Source organism: Halodesulfovibrio sp. MK-HDV, assembly GCF_009914765.1.
Lineage (GTDB): Bacteria > Desulfobacterota > Desulfovibrionia > Desulfovibrionales > Desulfovibrionaceae > Halodesulfovibrio.
Genome location: NZ_WYDS01000003.1, coordinates 155,211 through 175,806, shown reverse-complemented (window position 1 = coordinate 175,806; position 20,596 = coordinate 155,211). Strand labels below are relative to the sequence as shown.

Genomic DNA, 20,596 nt, shown 5'->3' with positions numbered 1-20,596 from the left:
GTTCTGCAAAGAAACAAATTGCATGCAATGAGTCAAGACTATTTGATCGCTCAAAGAATATGCTGGGCGGGTACAGAACAAAAAAAGCTCTTACACTTTCGTGTAAGAGCTTTAATTACTTGGCATCCCCAAGGGGATTTGCCCCCCTGTCGCCTGCATGAAAGGCAGGGGTAATATCGAACAAAAGCTGCTTATTCCTTTATTTACAAGGCATTAAAAAATGCACAGACAGCATTATCGACATGAAAACCATAGAAATTTACACTTAACTTATACCTGCCAACAACTTTTACCCATTCCAGTTTCAGAAAAAATAGCATTCGGCATTATAGTCATCGTCGACTCCATTCAAAAAGATCAGAATTAAAAATGCCGAAAACTTACACTGTTTACCAAGAAAATTACATCGAACAAGAGCTTGCCAACCCCAAAGCTGTTTCCAACTCAGAATGATATGTTTGTGACGTAATGTCATACTCGTCATAACTAAAGGTTCGCGACGAACCACCGGGCTCGGTTGTTACCCGTATTCCTTTCGATAAAAATTCTATCACCATAGGAACGAACTCTTTATCTTCATTCCCGCATAAACTTTCGCGCGTCGCTGGGGAAACTTCACTTTTCTTTCCGTTTAAAGCTGTAGCAACAACTTTTGTATGCATAGTTGTGATGCTGCGAAGGTCTCCATTTTCAGAGAAAACTAACGAATTATTGTCACCTATAATTCCGACTACATCATTATCGTATGCAGTTACTTTTCCAATTGATGTTTCTACTGAAGTAGGAACGGCAGGCTCTACGGAAAGAATTTTACCAGTATGGCTGAATTTAATCCCTGTACGAATTTGCATTTCCCCAATAGGGGTCTTTAGTAAGACATTTTCCTTAGGCCAAAGAGTAATGCTTTCCACGCTTCCATGCTCATAAAAACTGATATTGATACATCGTGCTGTTAGATTGCTTCCTGCTATCTCTATAGTAAGGTTCTCTGAAAGAGACATCTCGTCGTCCTCTCCCCAATAACCGGAAAGTTTGCCATTAAGGGGGAACACCCTTTTCACTGCGCCACTCTCATAAAAAGTGACTAGTTCAGCAGCTATCTCACCTATCGGAGTGAGTACAGGACTCTGAGTCTCTAACGGTAAGGAGCGCAATGCCCCGCTCCGGTAAAATGAAACCGCTTGAAGAGTTTTCTTACGCAAATCATCTGTTGAATATTGGGGAGTAAGCTTTCCAGCCTGCGTTTCAACTATGCACGGTGCTACAATCGAACACGCGGCAACGCTTCCATTTTCGTACAGCTCAATATTTTCACTAGTCGAAAGTTCTGATGCATACGGTTTGCACGGTGCCATAAGGAAATTCCTTTTTTTTAGTATTGTTGTTGCGAGCCCGCACATGTCCTCCAACCTCACCTGTTGAGCTTTTCCCTATGAAAACTAGCGAGATATAGCTGACAACAAGTAAGACCAAAGAAAGTATCGCCGCCGCCTCGTAGTTAATGCTTTCTGTATGTTCAAAAATAGCGATTGATATCACGCGGGTTTCATGAGGAATAGAACCACCAATCATCAGCGCAACACCAAATTCTCCCACTGTATGGGCAAAAATAAGAGCAGCAGACGCGGCAAGGCCACCACGACTATTAGGAAGCACAACGTAAAAGAACGTTTGAAGATTTGAGAGCCCTAAAGCACGCCCTGCCTCAATGAGGTCATCATCTATTTTTTCGAACGCTGCTTGCATGGGTAAGATCCCAAAGGGCAAACTGTACAATAACGAACCAAGAACAAGTCCGAAAAAAGAGAACGTTAAAGAAGAGCCTGTTAGTGATTTCCAAAAACTGCCAATCACAGAATAAGGTCCCATTACAAACAAAAGCCCGAAACCTAGTACGGTTGGAGGCAATACCATTGGCAAGTTACAGGCGGCCTGAATGTAACGTTTTCCCCGAAACCTGCCTTTTGCCAGCAAGTATGCAATAGGTACACATACCACCAGCAACACAATCATAACAATTGTCGCAAGCTTGAACGTTACCCATAGGGCGCTAATATCTTCACTACTCATAACCGTACCGCCTTAAGATAGAACGAGCTTCTTTACCTTCAATCCATTCAAGAAATTTCTGAGCACCTTCAACATTCCCAGACCGTATGACGCAAGCAGCCTGATTAATTTTTGCAGACTTTGGGATACCCCAATATTTTCCATGCATGCCTTTCTCTGAAAGAGCTTGCGATAATGCAATAAATGTCGCGTCTGCTACACCGGTATATCCATACTGGAATGCCGTGCCGACACTTTTTCCAAAAGCAATTTTCGACTCAACTTTTGAGTACAAACCTGCCGCCCGCAACGAGGCTTCCGCAGTTGCTCCATATGGAGCGGTCTTTGGATTCGAAATCCCTAAATGCATCAGGTCAGAAGAAACAAGCACATCTTCCCATGTAGGCAGCCTCTTCAGCTCTTTTTTCATAGACCATAAGACCGCGGTGCCCTTGGCGTAGATCTTTGGTTCCAGCGCAAGATTTTTATCAAATAACATGGCAGGACGCTTTTCATCCGCTGCTAAGAAAAGGTCATACGCCGCACCATTTATGATTTGTCCGTACAACATCCCTGTCGCCCCGAAGACACACGTAACTTTTGCTCCTGTCTTCTCATACTCAACCTTTAATTTTTTAAGCGTGTCTGTGAAGTTAGCCGAACAAGCTATAGATACGTTATCCACTCTTTCTGCTGCATTTAAGTGCACCGCAGCAATAAGGATCAACATGCATATTGTGTTATAAGTAAGAGCTTGTTTTAGCATAATAGTTCACCTCATCGAATTTTCATTTTGATTTAACAGACAGCCGTTACAGGAGGTTTTGCACGACACATGACACTCTTCCACACATCTCCAACTTCATCTTCAGTTAACGGGCGCTCCAACTTACGGGACAATTGACTCACAGCTTTGGTCACATCTTCAATATCTCTTTGAGCAAGAGAGCCATCGTCAGTCACCAGCCCGTACTCATTAAGAGCTATCAAAACAGCACGTTTGCCACTCTTGCTTCCAACACGCATCTTTCTTGTAATGCCCACTTCCTTTGGATCATATGGCTCAAATAAATCAGGAGACTTACTCAACGCGTGCACATGCAAACCTGATTCACAAGCAAAAACATCTTTCCCCACAATAGACTTTGTGCGCGGAATCGTAACATGCGCTACAGAAGCCACAAATTCACACAGTCCTTTAAGTACCCGTGGTGCATACTCAGTCGCATTTTGTTTTACTGCTAAATATGCCGCCAACTCTTCCGTTGCAGCTATTCCTGAACGCTCACCCACACCTAAAATACTTACATCAGCGTAGTCTGCGCCACTCTGAAGAGCAGTTATCGAATTTGCCGTAGCCATGCCAAAATCGTCATGACAATGAACAGCTATATCTACACTAAGTGCATCACGGAATCTGCTAATCAGTCGCACCATAGCAAGCGGAGTTAGCTGTCCCAAGGAATCTGCAAGCCGTACACGGGATGCTCCGTGTTTTTCTGCAACTAATGCCATGCGTAATGCGAACAATTCGTCAGCTCTCGACACGTCTTCAAGTCCGACGGAAATATAAGAAATGCCGCACTCTTTTGCGATTTCAATATTTTCTGCAAGAGATTGTAATAACGCTTCTCGCTGAGTGGATAATCTTTTTTCTATATGCAGATCAGATGATGGAACACCAATGTTCACTCGATCTACAGACAACTGCGCAGCGGTACGAATGTCTGCCTCTCTGCACGGCGACCATACGCTCAGTTTCGCAGTTACTTTTTTCTTTCGAGCATACGCTACAAAATCCGCCAAATCACTTTGCCCTACCCATCCCAACTCTATTTCATCTACACCGACCTGCAATAAGCCAGAAAATATTTTTTTTTCGTGTATTACTATCGAAATAGGCACCAAAAAGCTGAGCTCCTTCTCTTAAAGTAGTATCTAATAACATAGAACTTCCCTCTATAAGAATACTGAATGCATTTATAGACACGCTAGATAGAAACAACACTACCATTCAACATAAGCATTAATAGTGCCAACGTAGATATTACAGCAGATCATACGCTTATTGCCTATCTACAGAGAACTCATCCCTAATTATGCATACCTTTTTGTAGCTTCCTACATTTTTGAAGACATTTTTGTAGGTTCCTACATATCCAAATCTATCCACAAAAATGTACGTAAAATAGATAACTATCTGCTTTTAAAATACTTTTATTTAAAAAGTCTGTTTGGCACACCTTTCGCTTTATAGAGCACATAGTTGAAACAGGACCCTAACAGACTTGGAGACTAAAATGAGAAAAGTAGCAATCTACGGCAAAGGCGGAATTGGTAAATCCACTACTACCCAGAACACAGTAGCAGGGCTTTCCATGATGGGACGTAAAGTTATGGTTGTCGGCTGTGACCCTAAAGCAGATTCAACCCGCCTTTTGCTCGGAGGCCTCCAGCAGAAATCCGTGTTGGATACACTTCGTGAAGAAGGTGAAGATGTGGAATTGGAAGATATCCGTAAAGGAGGGTTCGGCAACACATGGTGCGTAGAGTCTGGTGGCCCTGAGCCGGGTGTTGGCTGTGCAGGTCGCGGAATCATTACTTCCATCAACATGCTCGAAAACCTCGGTGCTTATGAAGAGTCTGAAGACCTTGATTACGTTTTCTATGATGTTCTTGGTGACGTTGTGTGTGGCGGTTTCGCAATGCCTATTCGAGATGGCAAAGCCGAAGAAATCTACATCGTCTGTTCTGGCGAAATGATGGCCATGTATGCAGCAAACAACATTTGCAAAGGCGTCATGAAATACGCCCAGTCCGGCGGCGTTCGCCTTGGCGGTCTCATTTGTAACTCTCGTAATGTTGATAACGAAAAAGAGATGATTGAAGAATTCGCCCGCAAACTTGGAACACAGATGATTTATTTTGTTCCGCGTGACAACGACGTCCAGCGTGCAGAAATCAACAGAAAAACAGTTCTCGAATGGAACGATGCCGTGCCGCAGGCAGATGCATACCGTGGACTGTCTGATGCCATTGATAAAAACGAAATGTTCGTCATCCCGACTCCTTTAGAAATTGAAGAACTGGAAAGTCTGCTCGTTGACTTTGGCCTTATGGAAATAAGTTAGACGCCAACTCCGCACCACACGCACAACAAACTGGTCTTCAATCAACTGCATTGCACAATGCATAAACTGCATGGGGAGAAAGAATATGATGATTATGGTTAAAGCGATTGTTCGCCCTGAAAAAGTGGATGAGGTGCTCAAGGAGCTTATGGATAAGGGCTTCCCTGCGGTAACAAAATTCTCCGTTGCAGGACGCGGTAAGCAGCGGGGCATTAAAATTGGTGAAGTCACCTATGACGAACTGCCTAAAGTCATGCTGCTTTGCGTTGTCAAAGCTGAAGATAAAGATGATCTGATCGAAACGATTATGGACGCAGCACGCTCTGGCAAAAAAGGCGCATTCGGCGATGGCAAAATATTCGTCACAGCAGTTGAAGACGTATACACGATCAGTTCTGGTATCAAAGAAGCTTCTCCTGCAGCGGAGGGCTAGTCGCATGAAAGAGATTACCGCAATTCTGCGTATGGATATGATGAACCGCACCAAAAAAGCTCTTACAGAGCTTGGGGTGGATGCATTCTATGCATTTGAGGCTCAGGGCAGAGGCAAAGGCTTCGTTAACAAAAAAGTTCTGGCAGGCATGGAAGAAGGATATGAAGAAGCCGCAGCCGTGCTCGGCGAAAAGGGTAAACTCTATCCTAAGCGAGTTTTGGTAGCAGTCGTTCAAGACGTTGAAGTGGACGCCATAGTTCAAACCATTATTGCTACCAATCAGACAGGTAAACCCGGCGATGGCAAAGTTTTTGTCTGTCCTGTTAATGACGCTGTCCGTGTCAGATCAGGCGAACATGGCGAAAAATCCATAGCGTAAGCACCAAGGAGACTAAAATGAGTATCAAACCAAAATTGGTGCAGTGGGAACCTACAGACCTGAAAGAGGAACTTCTTAAAAAGTACCCTCCAAAAGTTGCCCGAAAACGCGCCAAACAGATAATGATCAACGAAGCAACAGAGTGTGAAGCACCGCCGGAAATTGTTGCTAACGTTCGTACCATCCCCGGTATTATCACCATGCGCGGTTGTACCTATGCGGGTTGTAAAGGCGTTATCATGGGGCCTACCCGTGACATTGTGAACATTACTCACGGCCCTATCGGTTGCGGATTCTACTCATGGTTAACACGACGTAACCAGACAGATCCCGGCGCTGATGGTGACAACTACATCCCTTACTGTTTTTCAACAGACATGCAGGATCAGGACATCATTTTTGGCGGTGAAAAAAAACTGGAAGCTGCCATTCAGGAAGCCTACGACCTTTTCCACCCCAAAGCCATCTGCATCTTCTCCACTTGTCCCGTTGGACTTATCGGTGATGATGTTCATGCTGTTTCTCGCAAGATGAAAGAAAAATTCGGTGACTGTAACGTCTTCGGTTTTTCCTGTGAAGGGTACAAAGGGGTATCCCAGTCTGCCGGTCACCATATTGCGAACAACCAGGTTTTCACACACCTCGTTGGTGAAAACAAAAAGCCCAAAGAAGGCAAATACAAAATCAACCTTCTCGGTGAATACAACATCGGCGGGGATGGTTTTGAAATCGACAGACTGCTTAAAAAGTGCAGCATTACAAACATCGCAACGTTTTCCGGTAACTCCACGTACGACCAGTTTGCATCAGCCCAGCACGCAGACCTCAGCTGCGTAATGTGCCACCGCTCCATCAACTATGTGGCGGACATGCTGGAAACCAAATACGGAATTCCGTGGATTAAAGTGAACTTCATTGGCGCAAAAAGCACAGCCGATTCACTAAGAAACATCGCGAAATACTTTGGCGATCCCAAATTAGTGACGAAAGTTAACGACGTCATTGCTGAAGAACTGCCTGAAGTTGAAGCTGTCATTAATGATGTGAAAGAGCGCACCAAAGGCAAAACAGCCATGCTGTTCGTCGGCGGTTCCCGCGCTCACCATTACAACGACCTTTTTGCCGAACTGGGTATGAAAACAATTTCTGCCGGATACGAGTTTGGCCATAGAGATGACTATGAAGGCAGACAAGTCATTCCAGGCATCAAAATTGATGCTGACTCCCGTAACATCGAGGAGCTGGAAATCAAGCCTTCGGCAGATGAATACAAGGCACGAAAAACTCCTGAACAGTTTAAAGCCCTTGAAGATGCAGGATTTAAATTCCGCCATTATGACGGACTCAACCCGGACTTGGACAAAGGTTCCATCATTATTGATGACCTTAACCAGTATGAGGCGGAAAAGCTTGTTGAGCTCTTAAAACCGGATCTGTTCTGCGCTGGAATTAAGGAGAAATTCTCCATCCAGAAGCTTGGTATCCCAATGAAGCAGCTGCACAGCTATGACTCAGGCGGACCATATGCCGGTTTTAAAGGCGCCGTAAACTTCTATGAAGAAATCGACCGCCTCGTGAACAGCAAGGTTTGGAGCTACATGAAAGCGCCTTGGCAGGAAAATCCGGAACTAACCGCTACGTTCGTATGGGAATAAGCAGGGAGAAATAGAATGTTACTCAGACATACACCTACAGAGGTAGCAGAGCGTAAGTCTCTGACTATTAACCCCGCAAAAACATGTCAGCCTATTGGTGCAATGTATGCCGCGCTGGGTATTAAAGGCTGCCTTCCACATAGCCACGGTTCGCAAGGGTGTTGTTCCTACCACCGCTCTACACTGACCCGTCATTACAAAGAGCCTATTTCTGCAGCCACAAGCTCTTTTACAGAAGGTGCATCAGTTTTTGGCGGTCAGGCAAACTTGATTCAGGCCATTAACAACATCTTCACGGTGTACGATCCTGAAGTAATCGCAGTGCACACCACTTGTCTGTCTGAAACCATTGGGGACGATCTTAAACAGATTGCAGCCAAAGCCATTTCCGAAGGCAAGGTGCCTGAAGGCAAAACCATTATCGGTGCTCCAACACCAAGCTATGTTGGCTCTCACGTTACAGGCTTTAGCAACATGGTTAAAGCGATGGCGCAGCTTGCAGAAGAAACAGACAAAAAAAACGGCAAGGTGAACATCATTCCGGGCTGGGTAGAACCTAGCGACATGGAAGAAATTAAGCGCCTTGCAACACTCATCGGTGTTGAAATCACCCTATTTCCGGACACCTCCGGAGTTCTTAACGCCCCTCTTACCGGCGAATACCACATGTTCCCGAATGGTGGTGTCACTGTAGAGGAACTCAAAGAAGCCGGACAGGCAACAGGAACTCTTGCCCTTGGAGAATGGTGCTCGGCTGATGCAGCACGCTGGTTGGATGCAAAACGCAAAGTGCCTTGTACTGTATTGGACATGCCTTTCGGCTTGGCCGCAACAGACCGTTTTATTGATACGTTACGTACCATTGCCGGTGCAAGCATTCCGGAATCCATCACCACAGAACGTGGCCAGCTTGTGGATTTAATTTCGGACATGCACCAGTACTTCTACGGAAAACGGGTAGCCATTTTCGGTGATCCTGATCAGGTAATTTCAATGTGCGAATTCCTCCGCTCCATTGATATGTACCCAGCATATGTTGTGACAGGTACACCGGGGAAAAAATTCGAAAAGCGAATTAAAGCCATCACAGCGGATATGCCATTTGAAGTAAAAGTTAAGGCAAAAGGCGACATGTTCCTCATGCATCAGTGGATGAAGAACGAGCCTGTAGATCTTATTATTGGCAATACCTACGGCAAGTACATGGCTCGTGACGAAGACACCCCGTTCCTTCGTTGGGGATTCCCGATTCTGGACAGACAGGGTCATCAGTATTTCCCGACAGTCGGTTACAAAGGCGGGCTGCGCTTATTAGAAAAAGTTCTCGACCTTCTATTAGCCCGCAAAGACCGCGACGCTCCTCAAGAGACCTTTGAGTTGGTTCTGTAGCATCGCACATAACAAACGTACCTGCACACGCTTCTGTTGTGCAGGATACGTACTCAACATTACGCAAAAAAAGGACAATGCAATGGCCACTCCTGAAAGAATGCTGATATGCTGCCAAAGCTTTCGCGCTGCGGGCAGCCCGAAGGGCATTTGCCACAAGCAGACCGATGGGTTCTTGCAATATATTGAAGAAGAAACTCTCGATCGAGGATTGGACGCCCTTGTTGTTGCAACCACATGTTTAAAACAATGTGAAGCCGGTCCTGTCATGGTTATTCAACCAGAAAACTGGTGGTACAAAGGCGTAGATTCTGAAGAAGCAATTGACGCAATTTTGGACTCTCTCGAAGACGGAAACCCGTGCGAAGAATATCTGATGGAATCGTAAAGAATGAACCTGCCACATGTGACCATACGCGAAGCCACCGAAGGCGATATTCCTCAGCTGTGTGACCTTCTACGGATACTGTTCACCATTGAAGCCGACTTTAAAAGCGATGCGGTGAAACAGCAGAACGGATTAAAACTCCTGCTACATTCGCCTTCCTCATGCGTCCTTGTGGCAGAGTTGAACAATAAAAATGTGGGGATGTGCACAGGGCAATTGCTTGTTTCAACAGCGGAAGGTGGTTTCTCCCTACTCGTTGAAGATGTCGTTGTGCACCCCCATTACCAACATGTTGGAATTGGAAGTTTACTTTTACAGGGCATTAACAGTTTTGCTCAAAAGCACAGAGCAAAACGCTCTCAGCTTTTGGCTGATGCAACCAATGCAACGGCCTTAGGCTTCTATAAAGCAAGAGACTGGAACAAAACGCAGTTAGTGTGCCTCTCAAAACACCACTAACCTAAACATACAAGATGTGATTTTTCGATGTATCAACTAAGGGGAATACAGTGAGTGAAGCCATTTTAGAAGAAAGAAGAAACCAGGTTCATCGTACAGGTCATGGCAATCCTGTTGAAATAGCATGTAACAAAGAATCCCTTGCCGGAGCTGTAAGCCAGCGAGCATGCGTCTTCTGCGGATCAAGAGTTGTGCTCTACCCTATTGCTGATGCATTGCACCTTGTTCATGGCCCTATTGGCTGTGCAGTTTATACGTGGGACATTCGCGGAGCACTGTCGAGTGGTCCGGAACTCCACAGACTTTCGTTTTCAACAGATCTGCAAGAGCTTGATGTTGTTTTCGGCGGTGAAAAAAAACTTACTGCGGCTCTTGATGAGCTTATAGACAGGCACAGTCCAAAAGCTGCTTTTGTTTATTCAACATGCATAGTCGGTATCATTGGCGATGACTTAGAAGCGGTTTGTAAAGCCATGAGCCTGAAAAAAGGTATCCCTGTTTTGCCCGTTATGTCTGAAGGATTTAAAGGCAACAAACGTGCCGGATATCTCGCAGCCTGCAAAGCCATGTTCAAGCTTGTTGGAACTCAAGACATTTCTGACATTCCAAAACTATCAGTCAATATTCTTGGTGACTTCAACTTGGCTGGCGAGATTTGGATTATCAGAAAATATTTTGAACGAATGGGAATTACTGTCGTCGCCAACATCACCGGTGACGGGCGCGTAAAAGATATCGGGCGCTGCCACGGGGCGTCACTCAACCTTGTTCAGTGCTCAGGTGCAACTTTGGATTTAGCGAAAATGATGCAGGAAAAGTACGGAACTCCATTCATACGGGTATCGTACATTGGCATCGAGGACATGGCAGACTCTTTATATCAAGTCTCAGATTTTTTTAAAGATGCCGATCCAAGTATCGTCGAAAAAACACAAACGCTGGTCCGTGAAGAATTGTCTGCACTTATGCCGGAGCTTGCCCGCTATCGTAGAGATTTGGAAGGTAAAAAGGTTGCCATGTATGTTGGTGGATCTTTTAAAGCGTTCTCACTCATTAAAGCATTCCGCCATTTAGGTATGAAGGTTGTAATGTGCGGTTCTCAAACAGGCACAAAAGAGGACTACGCAGAACTGGCGGAAATTTCAGATCCTGACACTATCTTAGTCGATGACGCCAACCCACTAGAACTGGCAGATTTTATTAAGGAAAAGAATGTAGATCTGTTTGTGGGTGGCGTAAAAGAACGTCCCATCGCATACAAGCTTGGTGTGGGCTTTTGTGACCATAACCATGAACGAAAAGAAGCGCTTGGTGGTTTCGAGGGGATGCTAAATTTTGCAAAAGAAGTGCACTCTTCAGTAATGAGCCCTGTGTGGAATTTTGTTCCAAGGCGTGCGAACCACAACAAGAAAGTGAAAAAGGAGGCGGGCAATGTCTAACACCAGTAATTATGTATCCACCACAAATGCTTGCAAGCTGTGCACTCCTTTAGGCGCATCAATGGCTTTCCGTGGAGTAGAAGGCAGCATCCCTTTTCTGCATGGCTCTCAGGGGTGCGCAACATATATGCGCCGCTACATTATCAGCCACTTTCGCGAATCAATAGACATCGCCTCTTCTGCTCTCGGCGAAAAAAACGCTATTTACGGCGGCGGTCCCAACTTAAAAAAAGGCATCCTGAACGTAATGATCAAATACGAACCCAAAGTGGTTGGTATCGCAACAACATGCCTTACAGAAACAATTGGCGACAACGTTCCCATGTTTATTTCAGAATTTAAAAACGAATTTGGAGAATTACCACTGCCGGAAATAGTACACGTTTCCACACCAAGCTATAGCGGTACACATACCGACGGTTGGCACGGTGCAATTCACTCCATAGCTGAGCAGCTATGCCTCGATAAGGCTCCAGAAAAACATTCAGTCAATATTCTTCCTAACATGGTTTCCTGTGAAGACATTCGGCACCTGAAAGATATCTGCGCCGATTTTGAAATAAAGCCGACAATATTACCTGACATTTCAGAAACATTAGATGGGATCACACTGGAAGATTATGCCAAAATTCCATCAGGTGGCACCCCTCTTTCTGAAATCAAAACAATGTCCGGTGCTAAGGCAACTGTTGAGTTCGGTCGCTGTCTCCCTAAAAAAACTGGCGGCATTAGTTTGCGCGACAGATTTAAGACTCCGAATTACCGTATCGGTTTACCAATGGGGTTACGTGAAAATGACGTCTTCTTTGAAACCCTTAGTGCCATATCTGGAAAAACAATGCCTGACCGGTATGTAATGCAACGTGGCAGGCTTGTAGACGCCTTCGTTGACGGACACAAGTACATATTTGGGAAACGTGCCGTCGTATATGGAGAAGAAGATCTCGTGGTCGGACTCAGTTCATTTCTGGCTGAAATAGGCATCGATGTCATTCTGGCAGGAACAGGTTCCCACGGCAAAAAATTAGAAACTCACATAGAAGCCGTCACGAAAGATGTAGCGAGATGCATGCCTGAAGTACATGAAGGTGTAGACTTTTTTGATATTTCAGCGCGAGCAGAAGAATTAAAACCAGATATTCTTATTGGTCATTCCAAAGGATACCAGTACGCAAAAGCTTGGAATATCCCTATGATTCGCGTCGGTTTTCCGATCCATGACAGATTTGGTGGACAAAGAATAAAGCACATTGGATATGAAGGTACTCTTGCTCTGCTTGACCGCATCATAAACGCGTTTATTGAAAAAAAACAGAACGACAGCCCTGTTGGATATGGTTATCTGTAACAATTAAAACTCTATTTAAATAAAATGGTTACCAAATAAATTTGTCAAATAGATTTTAGAAACACGATACATAGGTGCATTGCAATGAAAGATACAACTAACCATCCATGCTTTAATAAGGAAACAGCCGGAAGTTGCGGCAGAGTTCATTTACCAGTAGCACCTAAATGTAATATCCAGTGCAATTACTGTAACAGAAAATACGACTGTGTTAATGAATCCCGCCCCGGCGTAACAAGCAGCATTCTTAAACCATTTCAAGCTGCTGAGTACATGGACGCCGTTTTAGAAAAAGAGCCACGCATCACAGTTGCTGGCATTGCCGGTCCTGGTGATCCCTTTGCTAATCCGGAAGAAGTGCTCGAAACGATGCACCTGCTTAATGAAAAACATCCACAGCTCCTTTTTTGTCTCTCGACAAACGGTATGGGCATCCTGCCGTATCTTGATGACATTGCAGAATTGGGTGTGTCGCATGTAACCATTACGATGAGTGCAGTCGATCCAGAAATTGGTGCTAAAATTTATTCATGGGTACAAGACGGCAACACCATCCACTACGGAGTAGAAGGTGCCAGCATATTATTGGAACGCCAGCTAGAGGCTATTGCGGGTTTAAAAAAACGCAATATCATCGTAAAAGTTAACTCCATTGTTATCCCGGGAATTAACGACGAGCATATTGTAGAAGTTGCAAAAGTAGCATCTGAACTTGGTGCTGATATTCAAAATATCATTCCTCTGAAGCCAACGGCAGACACGCTTTTTGCCGAAATTGCAGAGCCAAAACATAATGTCATCAACCCGCTCCGCAAAGCAGCGAGTCCATATATAGCGCAAATGACACACTGCAAGCGGTGTCGCGCAGATGCCGTCGGACTGCTTTGCAACGACCAGTCGGCTACACTGTGTGGAACTCTACAGTCCTGCTCACAGCTCAAACCTTATCAGAAAGAAGCTCCCCGCCCCTATGTGGCGATATCTTCAAGAGAAGGTTTGCTTATCAACCAGCATTTTGGCGAGTCGAAATCATTCTACATTTGGGGTGAAGATGAAGATGGAAAGTTTAGCCTTGTTGAAGAACGTAATGTTCCACCAAAAGCCTGCGGACCAAAGCGATGGGAAGAGCTGGCACTTCTTCTCAGCGACTGCCGGACAATATTAACAGCAGCCATCGGTGAAGTTCCAAAAACTTACTTAGAAGAACATGGTATCTCTTCACATACAGTAAACGGGTTTATTCAGGATGGACTTGAAGCGGTGTATCACACTGACAACATCGAGTCGTTAAAAGGTCGTCGTTCCGGCATCGCGGGTGGATGTCAGGGAACAGGCACAGCGTGCGGCTAATATCTAACCGCAGTCTTACAATACAAATAAAATAAAAAGCCATCGCATATAGAGGTAACCTCTACGTTGCGATGGCTTTTTGACTTCGTAATTTCACTTGTGAGACCGTCCAAAATAAAATGTAACAAGTTGATTAAGCTAATCCCTTAAGCTGCCGCCCTAAAAGCATTAGCAATTGACACAAATCAGGAACACCACAATATTACTTGTTCCGAAGTCGAGCTCTTCCAACAGCAATAACTTCCTCCAAATGATAGCGCTTTACCCTATACCCCATTTGGCGAGGAGTAAGCCCCAAAGTTGCAGCAGCTTTGTATTGAATCCAGTCATTACTTCTTAAAGCTTGAATTATCTCATGTTGTTCTAATTTCTGTAGAGAAGTATGCTGAGGGGGCAAGGATTCATTAGTCTCTAATTTTTGTGAAACATCAGCTACTTCAACAACACCTGTTTCACTAGCAACCGCAAGCGAGCCCAAAAAAGGCGCAATAAATTCAAATGAAATATAATCAGAGTCTGACATTATTACGAGGCGTTCAATAAGGTTTTCCATTTCACGCACGTTCCCCGGCCAATCGTACTGGATAAGGGCATCCAAAGCACCGGCAGTGAGTGAAACAGTACGCCCATAATTGTTCGCTGCTTTTCGTAAGAAATGATTCAATAGGCCTGTGACATCTTCCCTACGTTCGCAGAGAGCAGGAATGACAATAGGAAAAATATTAAGCCGATAATACAAATCTAGGCGAAATTCATTTTGCTCCACGAGCTTCGCAAGATCTTTGTTCGTTGCTGCAATAATACGAATATCGACTGTACGAGTTTTGTTGGAACCAAGCCGCTCAAACTCTTTTTCCTGTAGTACTCGAAGCAATTTAGCCTGTAAATTTAACGGAAGCTCCCCTATTTCATCCATAAATATGGTTCCGCAATCTGCCTCTTCAAAACGGCCTTGGCGACTCGATGCTGCACCGGTAAAAGCACCTTTCTCATACCCAAAAAATTCTGCTTCCAATAAATTTTCAGGAATGGACGCACAGTTTATCTTCACAAAAGGATGCCCTTTCCGGTCAGAAAGATCATGAATTATACGTGCTATCAATGTCTTACCAACGCCAGATTCACCAAGAAGTAGTACAGTTGCCCGAGTCGGGGAAACCCTCTCCATCTGCCTCTGCACTTCCATCATGGCTGGACTTTTGCCAACAATAAATAATCCCTTGTTCTGCTGAGAAATCTGGTAACGTAGAGAAGCATTTTCACGCTTGAAGACAGCTTCACGTTCCATAACCTTTTTATTAAGGCTCAAAAATTGCCCAATAAGGGTGGCTACAATTTTCAAAAAATCTATATCTTCTTCAATAGAAATATGATCATCAAAAACTCTATCCACATTAAGAACCCCAATAGGATCTCCATGTAAAACAATAGGTACACCAATGAAGGATGTCATTCTTCGTTGGAGTTTTCGCGCACCTGTTTTATCTAAAAAAAGCGGGTTATTACTGATATCCGGAACATAAAATGGTTCGCTTGATCTAAATATTTTTCCGGTAACGCCTTCATCAAGACGATACACACCACGCCTTTTTTCCTCCAACGTTAGGCCATACGATGCATTAATGGCTAACTGTTGAATTTCTGGATCGTATAAGGTTACTGTTGCCCGCTGCATACTTAGTTTTTCAGAAAGCATACAGAGTACTCCATCAAGAGCAGCTTCAAGGTCCAGTGCCTGCTCCATGGTTTCGCAAATCGCAAGTAATGCTGAAAATTTAAGTATATGTATTGGTGAGCGCATACGTTCAATAATGCATATACTGACCCATATAAATTTTACTTAATAAGATAAGATAATTACAAGTAAATCTTTCTAAATTTCTCTTTTTTCAATCTCTAAACACAGTTTTGTTTTACAATTTTGTCATTTTTCTATTTTTTAACATTTTCTTTATTTTTAGTTTTCATAGGCAACACTCTTTTTAATAGCGAAAAAAAGAAATTATGTTCGCTATAGCTTTCGTAAATTTTTCAATTTTGATCTGTTTAAATAGATTTTTTAAATATTTTATAAAAAAATAAAATGCATTTTTAAATCAATAATCTTAGATGAATAAGAATAAAACAGTAGTAAGAGAACTTCATGCAGGCATTCCTTCAACATGAATCTAAGCCGATAATTTACTAGAACACCTTGGCAAAAGCACAATATTTACAATTTTGTTATATTTGGAAATTTTCCAACGAATCAATTTTAAAAACAAATGATCCTGAAAATATGTTTTCTCATGCACGATCAACTGACAATACGAAGTAACAGCAGTTAAGATGTATGCTTTCAAAGGCACTAAAAGAAGGAGATTACACCAAGCAACTTTTTTACCCTACTATGCTAAATAACTACCTCTTTTCACCATTCGTGTTGACATGATACAAAACATTCAGATATTGAGAATCAAAATCAACTTAAAATGCCAATGAGCGAAGAGCAGCGCAAATGAATAGAAGTCTTTTTCCGACTCGTAGTAACAAAGTGTGGAATCTGGCTGAAGCCTCTGCCAACAGTACTGTCAGAACGTTCGCCCCTTGTTGCGATTCTAATTCAAAAGCTGGAATGGAATCAGTATGGCGTGAGATTGAACTTAGACCCGGACTTCGAGTTAGCTCGTTTGAATCCACTCCTTCTTCCGATTTTTCGTTCAGTTACCAGAAAAAGAATAGTTATCTTGATTTTGGATTTTTCCTTGAAGGCGCAATCGTAAATAATCTTTATGAAACGACTACAGGGGCACACAGACTTGAGAACTTTGCGGGGTATGGAGGGTTAGGTTTTTTTCGAGAACTGAGCGGGATGGTTGAGTCTGCCGCACAAGTTAAAGCAAGAATTATTCATTTACACATTAGCCCTGAACTGCTGTATGAGCTGTTGGTTGAAGATATTCATGCCGTGCATGATGATTTAAAGAATTTGCTGGAAAATAAGAGTGATCAGGATTTCTTTCTACATCACACAATGGACCCCATAGTACATGCCGCGGCCAATGAATTGTTTTATGCACTCTCAGGCGGGCAGTGCAGCAGGATGTATCTGGAAGGAAAAGCCCTTGAGCTTATTGGACTGCAGGTTATGAAGCTGGAATCCTATTCAGGCGTGCATAATACTATTTTGACTCCGCGCGAAGTTGAGCAGATTAGAGACGTTCAGGAACATCTTAAAGAAAATTTTGACGTACCCCCAAGTATGGCTGAACTGTCAAAGGCCCACATGATGAGCATAAGTAAGATTCAGTCAGGTTTTCAAGAACTGTTTGGAATGTCTGTCTTTGGATTTTTAAAGGAATACAAACTTCGAAAAGCAAGAATGTTTTTTGAGGACGGTGATATGAATGTCAGTGAGGTGGCATGGGCTCTTGGATATACTAATTTGAGTCATTTCAGTGCAGCGTATAAAAAAAGATATGGCGTGCTTCCTAAACAGTTTTTAAATTCAGTGCGGGAAAGAAGAACAGCCGTTTCTGCTTGCGGATGTTTTTAGACTTGAAGTTATAGAATAGCTCTTCATTTAAAATTTTTTGCTATGAAAGGCGTGTTGCGTATGTATCGCAATACGTCTTTTCTTTTATACTGATTCTTTATCTTGTTCTGTCTTGCTTTGGGGTAAAAAAATTATGTTGTGGGGTAGTTTATCCTGCCATCCCAGTATAAGTCTAACAACAGGTATCCGGGTTAGGACATTTTTTTAAAACAACGGTTAAGCAGCTTAACCAAAATAATAAAATCGAGGTAGGCCGAATGAATAAGATAAAGCAAATGGCAATTTCTTTCGCTACAAAACGAAGTTGGGCAACAATTGTCCTGCTCATGATGCTAGCAATATTTACAGGAGCATTTTTTCCTAACGTGGTTATCGATACCGATCCGGAACACATGCTTCCGGCAGATGAATCATCACGAGTTTTTCATAATGAAGCCAAGGCTAAGTTCGCCCTGTCTGAGATTGTCGTGCTCGGAATTATCAACGAGGAGTCTCCACACGGTGTTTTTAATCCAGACACGTTAGGACGGGTCTATGAACTTGCTGAGTTCGCAAAGACTCTTCGTTGGGATAACCCAGATGATCCGTCGAAGAAAAGTGGTGTGATTGAGGTTGATATGGTTGCACCCTCTATGGTCGAGCATATCAATCAGGAAGAACCGGGAGTTATTTCCTTTGACTGGCTTATGCCGCGTCCACCCCGTACTCAGGCCCAAGCCGACACTGTTCGTGCAAAAACTTTTGCAAACCCAATGCTTTCAGGTCGTATGGCTTCAGAAGATGGCAATGCCATCTGCATCTATCTTCCTTTGACGGACAAATATCAGAGTTACAAAGTTTACTCAGCCCTTCAGGGCAAGATTGAAGAATTAGGTGGAAGTGACGAGTTTTATGTTACCGGATTGCCTGTGGCTCAGGACGCAATCGGCATTGAAATGTTTACGGAAATGATCATCGCCTCCCCTCTTGCCATGGGAACCATCTTTTTGCTGCTCTATTTCTTTTTCCGCAAGCTCTCACTGACCTTTTTACCCATGATTATCGCTACATTGTCAGTAGTTATAACCATGGGATCAATGATCGGTCTGGGATATGAAATCCACATTATGAGCTCAATGATTCCAGTTTTTTTAATGTCCATTGCGGTGGTGGATTCGATACATATTCTATCGGAATTTTTTGATTTGTATTCACCGGAGAAGGGCAGGAAACAAACTATTATAGAGGTTTTGAATTTTTTATTCATGCCCATGCTCTACACTTCGCTGACTTCTGCAGCGGGATTTATCTCGCTTGCTCTCACTCCCATCCCTCCGGTTCAGGTTTTCGGTGTGTTTGTGGGACTGGGCATAATGGTCGCCTGGCTTTTAACCATTATGTTTGTTCCCGCCTACATCATGGTTCTACCTGCTAGCTTTTTTAATAATTTCGGACTTGCCAAGCAAAGTGGCGGAGAAAAAACATTTCTGGATCGTATTCTGGAGAAGACCGGAAGAGTTTCATACCGTTATGCGAAGCCTTTGTTAGGTTTGCTCATGATTCTGCTGGTTCTCTCTGTATGGGGAATTAGCAAAATTCAAATTAATGATAACCCTGTCAAATGGTTTGCCCCCAGTCACCCCATTCGTATGGCTGATACAGCGCTGACCAAGCACTTTGAAGGAACGTATCCCGCGTATCTTATTCTTGAGAGTAAAAAGAATAAAATTTCTTATTCCGAGTCCGAGAAGCGTAAATTTTCTGAAAGATTCATGACTTTTGCCGAGACTCTTATTGCTGAGTCTCCCCACGCTCCCCAATTGGCAGCTTTATTTATGAATGAGCTGAACCACATGCCTGATTCTATTGATACGAGAAAGTCTTTCCTTGACCGTGCGGCAGGTTTGGCGGGTCGTAAAGCTGAAAAGGCCAGTGATGAGGACTTCTATTTGTATGACGAGTTTTCCAGCTTTTTTAATCTTGAAAAAGAAATGCAAAAACCTTTCAAAAACCCTGAAATGCTGAAGTACCTTGCCGGATTACAAAAGGAAATCAAAGCAGCCGGACTGGTTGGCAAAAGCATAGCTCCAACTGATCTTGTTAGTAAAATTAATCAGGAACTGACTGATGGAAAAGACGCCAGCTATAAGGTTCCTGAAAAACTTCAAGGGGTAGCTGAGTGTTACATGCAATTCCAGCAGAGCCACCGTCCTCATGATCTATGGCATTACGTAACTCCAGATTATACTGGAGCCTGCGTTGTTTTCCAGCTCTCTAGTGGTGACAACATGGTGATGGAAGCTGTGGAAACTTTTGTACACAACTACTTTGAACAGAATCCTCCTCCTTGTAACCTCTCCCATAACTGGGCTGGGCTGACTTACATCAATGTCGCGTGGCAGAACCAAATGGTGGAAGGTATGCTGCGTTCATTTCTCGGCAGTTTCGTTATCGTGCTACTCTTAGCAGCATTTTTGTTCAGGTCAGTAAAATGGGGCATGTTGTGCATGGTTCCGCTGACCATGACTATTGCACTCATTTACGGATTCATTGGACTTATCGGCAAGGATTACGACATGCCTGTTGCTGTTCTTGGGGTTCTTACTCTTGGGATGTCTGTCGACTTTGCTATCCATTTTGTGGAGCGCTGCAGGAATATCTATTCAAAAACTGGTTCATGGAGTGAAACCCTGCCCCAAATGTATGGAGCTCCTGCACGGGCCATCAGTCGCAACGTGCTGGTTATTTCTATCGGCTTTCTACCCATGCTTATATCTGCTTTGATCCCTTACCGTACGACAAGTATCCTGCTGTCTTCCATCATGATGCTTTCTGGCATTCTGACTCTTGTAGTCATGCCGGCCATCATTACTCTGGCCTCAAAATGGTTCTTTGTTAGTGAAAAAGTTTCTACTTCCAAGAAAAAGATACCGGCAACAGCCATCCCTTTGGAAGTGCATCGCTAACCCATCGCGCAAAGTCCCTAAAAGAAATTTCACCCCCCCCTTTTTGGTCCTGCTAAAGATGTCTTCGCAAGTCCATTAAAGGCATCTTCAGCTTCA

Annotated in this window: 17 protein-coding genes; 12 read left to right on the top strand and 5 right to left on the bottom strand. The window is 43.7% G+C overall.

The window, feature by feature from the left end:
- Positions 1–401: 401 nt before the first annotated feature.
- Genes MKHDV_RS03465 through MKHDV_RS03450 form a run of 4 tightly spaced genes read right to left on the bottom strand, consistent with a single transcriptional unit; the run spans position 402 to position 3,954 of the window.
- Positions 402–1,355, bottom strand: a complete 954-nt coding sequence (locus MKHDV_RS03465) for a hypothetical protein (RefSeq protein ID WP_160712294.1) — start codon at positions 1,353–1,355, stop codon at positions 402–404.
- Positions 1,315–2,070 (bottom strand): molybdate ABC transporter permease subunit, encoded by a 756-nt coding sequence (gene modB / locus MKHDV_RS03460; RefSeq protein ID WP_160712292.1) that lies wholly within the window; start codon positions 2,068–2,070, stop codon positions 1,315–1,317. The genes MKHDV_RS03465 and modB overlap by 41 nt, the downstream gene beginning before the upstream one ends.
- Entirely contained in the window at positions 2,063–2,815 is a 753-nt protein-coding gene (gene modA, locus MKHDV_RS03455) for a molybdate ABC transporter substrate-binding protein (protein ID WP_160712290.1), read from the bottom strand. The genes modB and modA overlap by 8 nt, the downstream gene beginning before the upstream one ends.
- A gap of 32 nt (positions 2,816–2,847) precedes the next feature.
- Entirely contained in the window at positions 2,848–3,954 is a 1,107-nt protein-coding gene (locus MKHDV_RS03450; protein WP_254060401.1) for a LeuA family protein, read from the bottom strand.
- A 395-nt stretch (positions 3,955–4,349) separates the two neighbouring features.
- Here MKHDV_RS03450 and nifH point away from each other — a divergent pair, with 395 nt between their 5' ends.
- The 10 genes from nifH (at position 4,350) to MKHDV_RS03400 (ending at position 14,020) form a co-directional block, all read left to right on the top strand.
- A complete protein-coding gene (nifH, locus tag MKHDV_RS03445; protein ID WP_160712288.1) occupies positions 4,350–5,180 on the top strand; it encodes a nitrogenase iron protein in 831 nt (276 codons plus the stop codon).
- Positions 5,181–5,265: 85 nt separating this feature from the next.
- Complete coding sequence (locus tag MKHDV_RS03440; RefSeq protein WP_160712286.1) at positions 5,266–5,613, top strand: P-II family nitrogen regulator; 348 nt, start codon at positions 5,266–5,268, stop codon at positions 5,611–5,613.
- 4 nt (positions 5,614–5,617) lie between these two features.
- Positions 5,618–5,992 carry a P-II family nitrogen regulator gene (locus MKHDV_RS03435; RefSeq protein WP_160712284.1) on the top strand — a complete coding sequence of 125 codons (375 nt, stop codon included), beginning with the start codon at positions 5,618–5,620 and terminating at the stop codon, positions 5,990–5,992.
- 17 nt (positions 5,993–6,009) lie between these two features.
- Entirely contained in the window at positions 6,010–7,647 is a 1,638-nt protein-coding gene (gene nifD / locus MKHDV_RS03430) for a nitrogenase molybdenum-iron protein alpha chain (RefSeq protein ID WP_160712282.1), read from the top strand.
- A gap of 15 nt (positions 7,648–7,662) precedes the next feature.
- The gene (nifK, locus tag MKHDV_RS03425) at positions 7,663–9,036 is read left to right on the top strand and encodes a nitrogenase molybdenum-iron protein subunit beta (RefSeq protein ID WP_160712280.1); all 1,374 of its coding nucleotides are present in this window, start codon (positions 7,663–7,665) and stop codon (positions 9,034–9,036) included.
- Positions 9,037–9,118: 82 nt separating this feature from the next.
- Positions 9,119–9,424 carry a ferredoxin gene (locus MKHDV_RS03420; protein ID WP_160712278.1) on the top strand — a complete coding sequence of 102 codons (306 nt, stop codon included), beginning with the start codon at positions 9,119–9,121 and terminating at the stop codon, positions 9,422–9,424.
- Positions 9,425–9,427: 3 nt separating this feature from the next.
- Positions 9,428–9,883, top strand: a complete 456-nt coding sequence (locus MKHDV_RS03415; RefSeq protein WP_160712276.1) for a GNAT family N-acetyltransferase — start codon at positions 9,428–9,430, stop codon at positions 9,881–9,883.
- Between the two features lie 50 nt (positions 9,884–9,933).
- Positions 9,934–11,322 (top strand): nitrogenase iron-molybdenum cofactor biosynthesis protein NifE, encoded by a 1,389-nt coding sequence (gene nifE, locus MKHDV_RS03410; protein WP_160712274.1) that lies wholly within the window; start codon positions 9,934–9,936, stop codon positions 11,320–11,322.
- Positions 11,315–12,670, top strand: coding sequence for a nitrogenase component 1 (locus MKHDV_RS03405; RefSeq protein WP_160712272.1), 1,356 nt, complete (start codon positions 11,315–11,317; stop codon positions 12,668–12,670). Before nifE ends, MKHDV_RS03405 begins: the two co-directional genes overlap by 8 nt.
- Positions 12,671–12,754: 84 nt before the next feature.
- Positions 12,755–14,020, top strand: a complete 1,266-nt coding sequence (locus tag MKHDV_RS03400) for a radical SAM protein (protein ID WP_160712270.1) — start codon at positions 12,755–12,757, stop codon at positions 14,018–14,020.
- Positions 14,021–14,222: 202 nt separating this feature from the next.
- Here MKHDV_RS03400 and MKHDV_RS03395 read toward each other — a convergent pair whose 3' ends face one another.
- A complete protein-coding gene (locus MKHDV_RS03395) occupies positions 14,223–15,821 on the bottom strand; it encodes a sigma 54-interacting transcriptional regulator (RefSeq protein WP_160712268.1) in 1,599 nt (532 codons plus the stop codon).
- An 813-nt stretch (positions 15,822–16,634) separates the two neighbouring features.
- Between MKHDV_RS03395 and MKHDV_RS03390 the strand changes: the two genes are divergently transcribed.
- Complete coding sequence (locus MKHDV_RS03390) at positions 16,635–17,555, top strand: helix-turn-helix transcriptional regulator (protein WP_160712266.1); 921 nt, start codon at positions 16,635–16,637, stop codon at positions 17,553–17,555.
- Positions 17,556–17,812: 257 nt separating this feature from the next.
- Entirely contained in the window at positions 17,813–20,500 is a 2,688-nt protein-coding gene (locus tag MKHDV_RS03385) for an RND family transporter (protein WP_160712264.1), read from the top strand.
- The last annotated feature ends 96 nt before the right edge of the window (positions 20,501–20,596 follow it).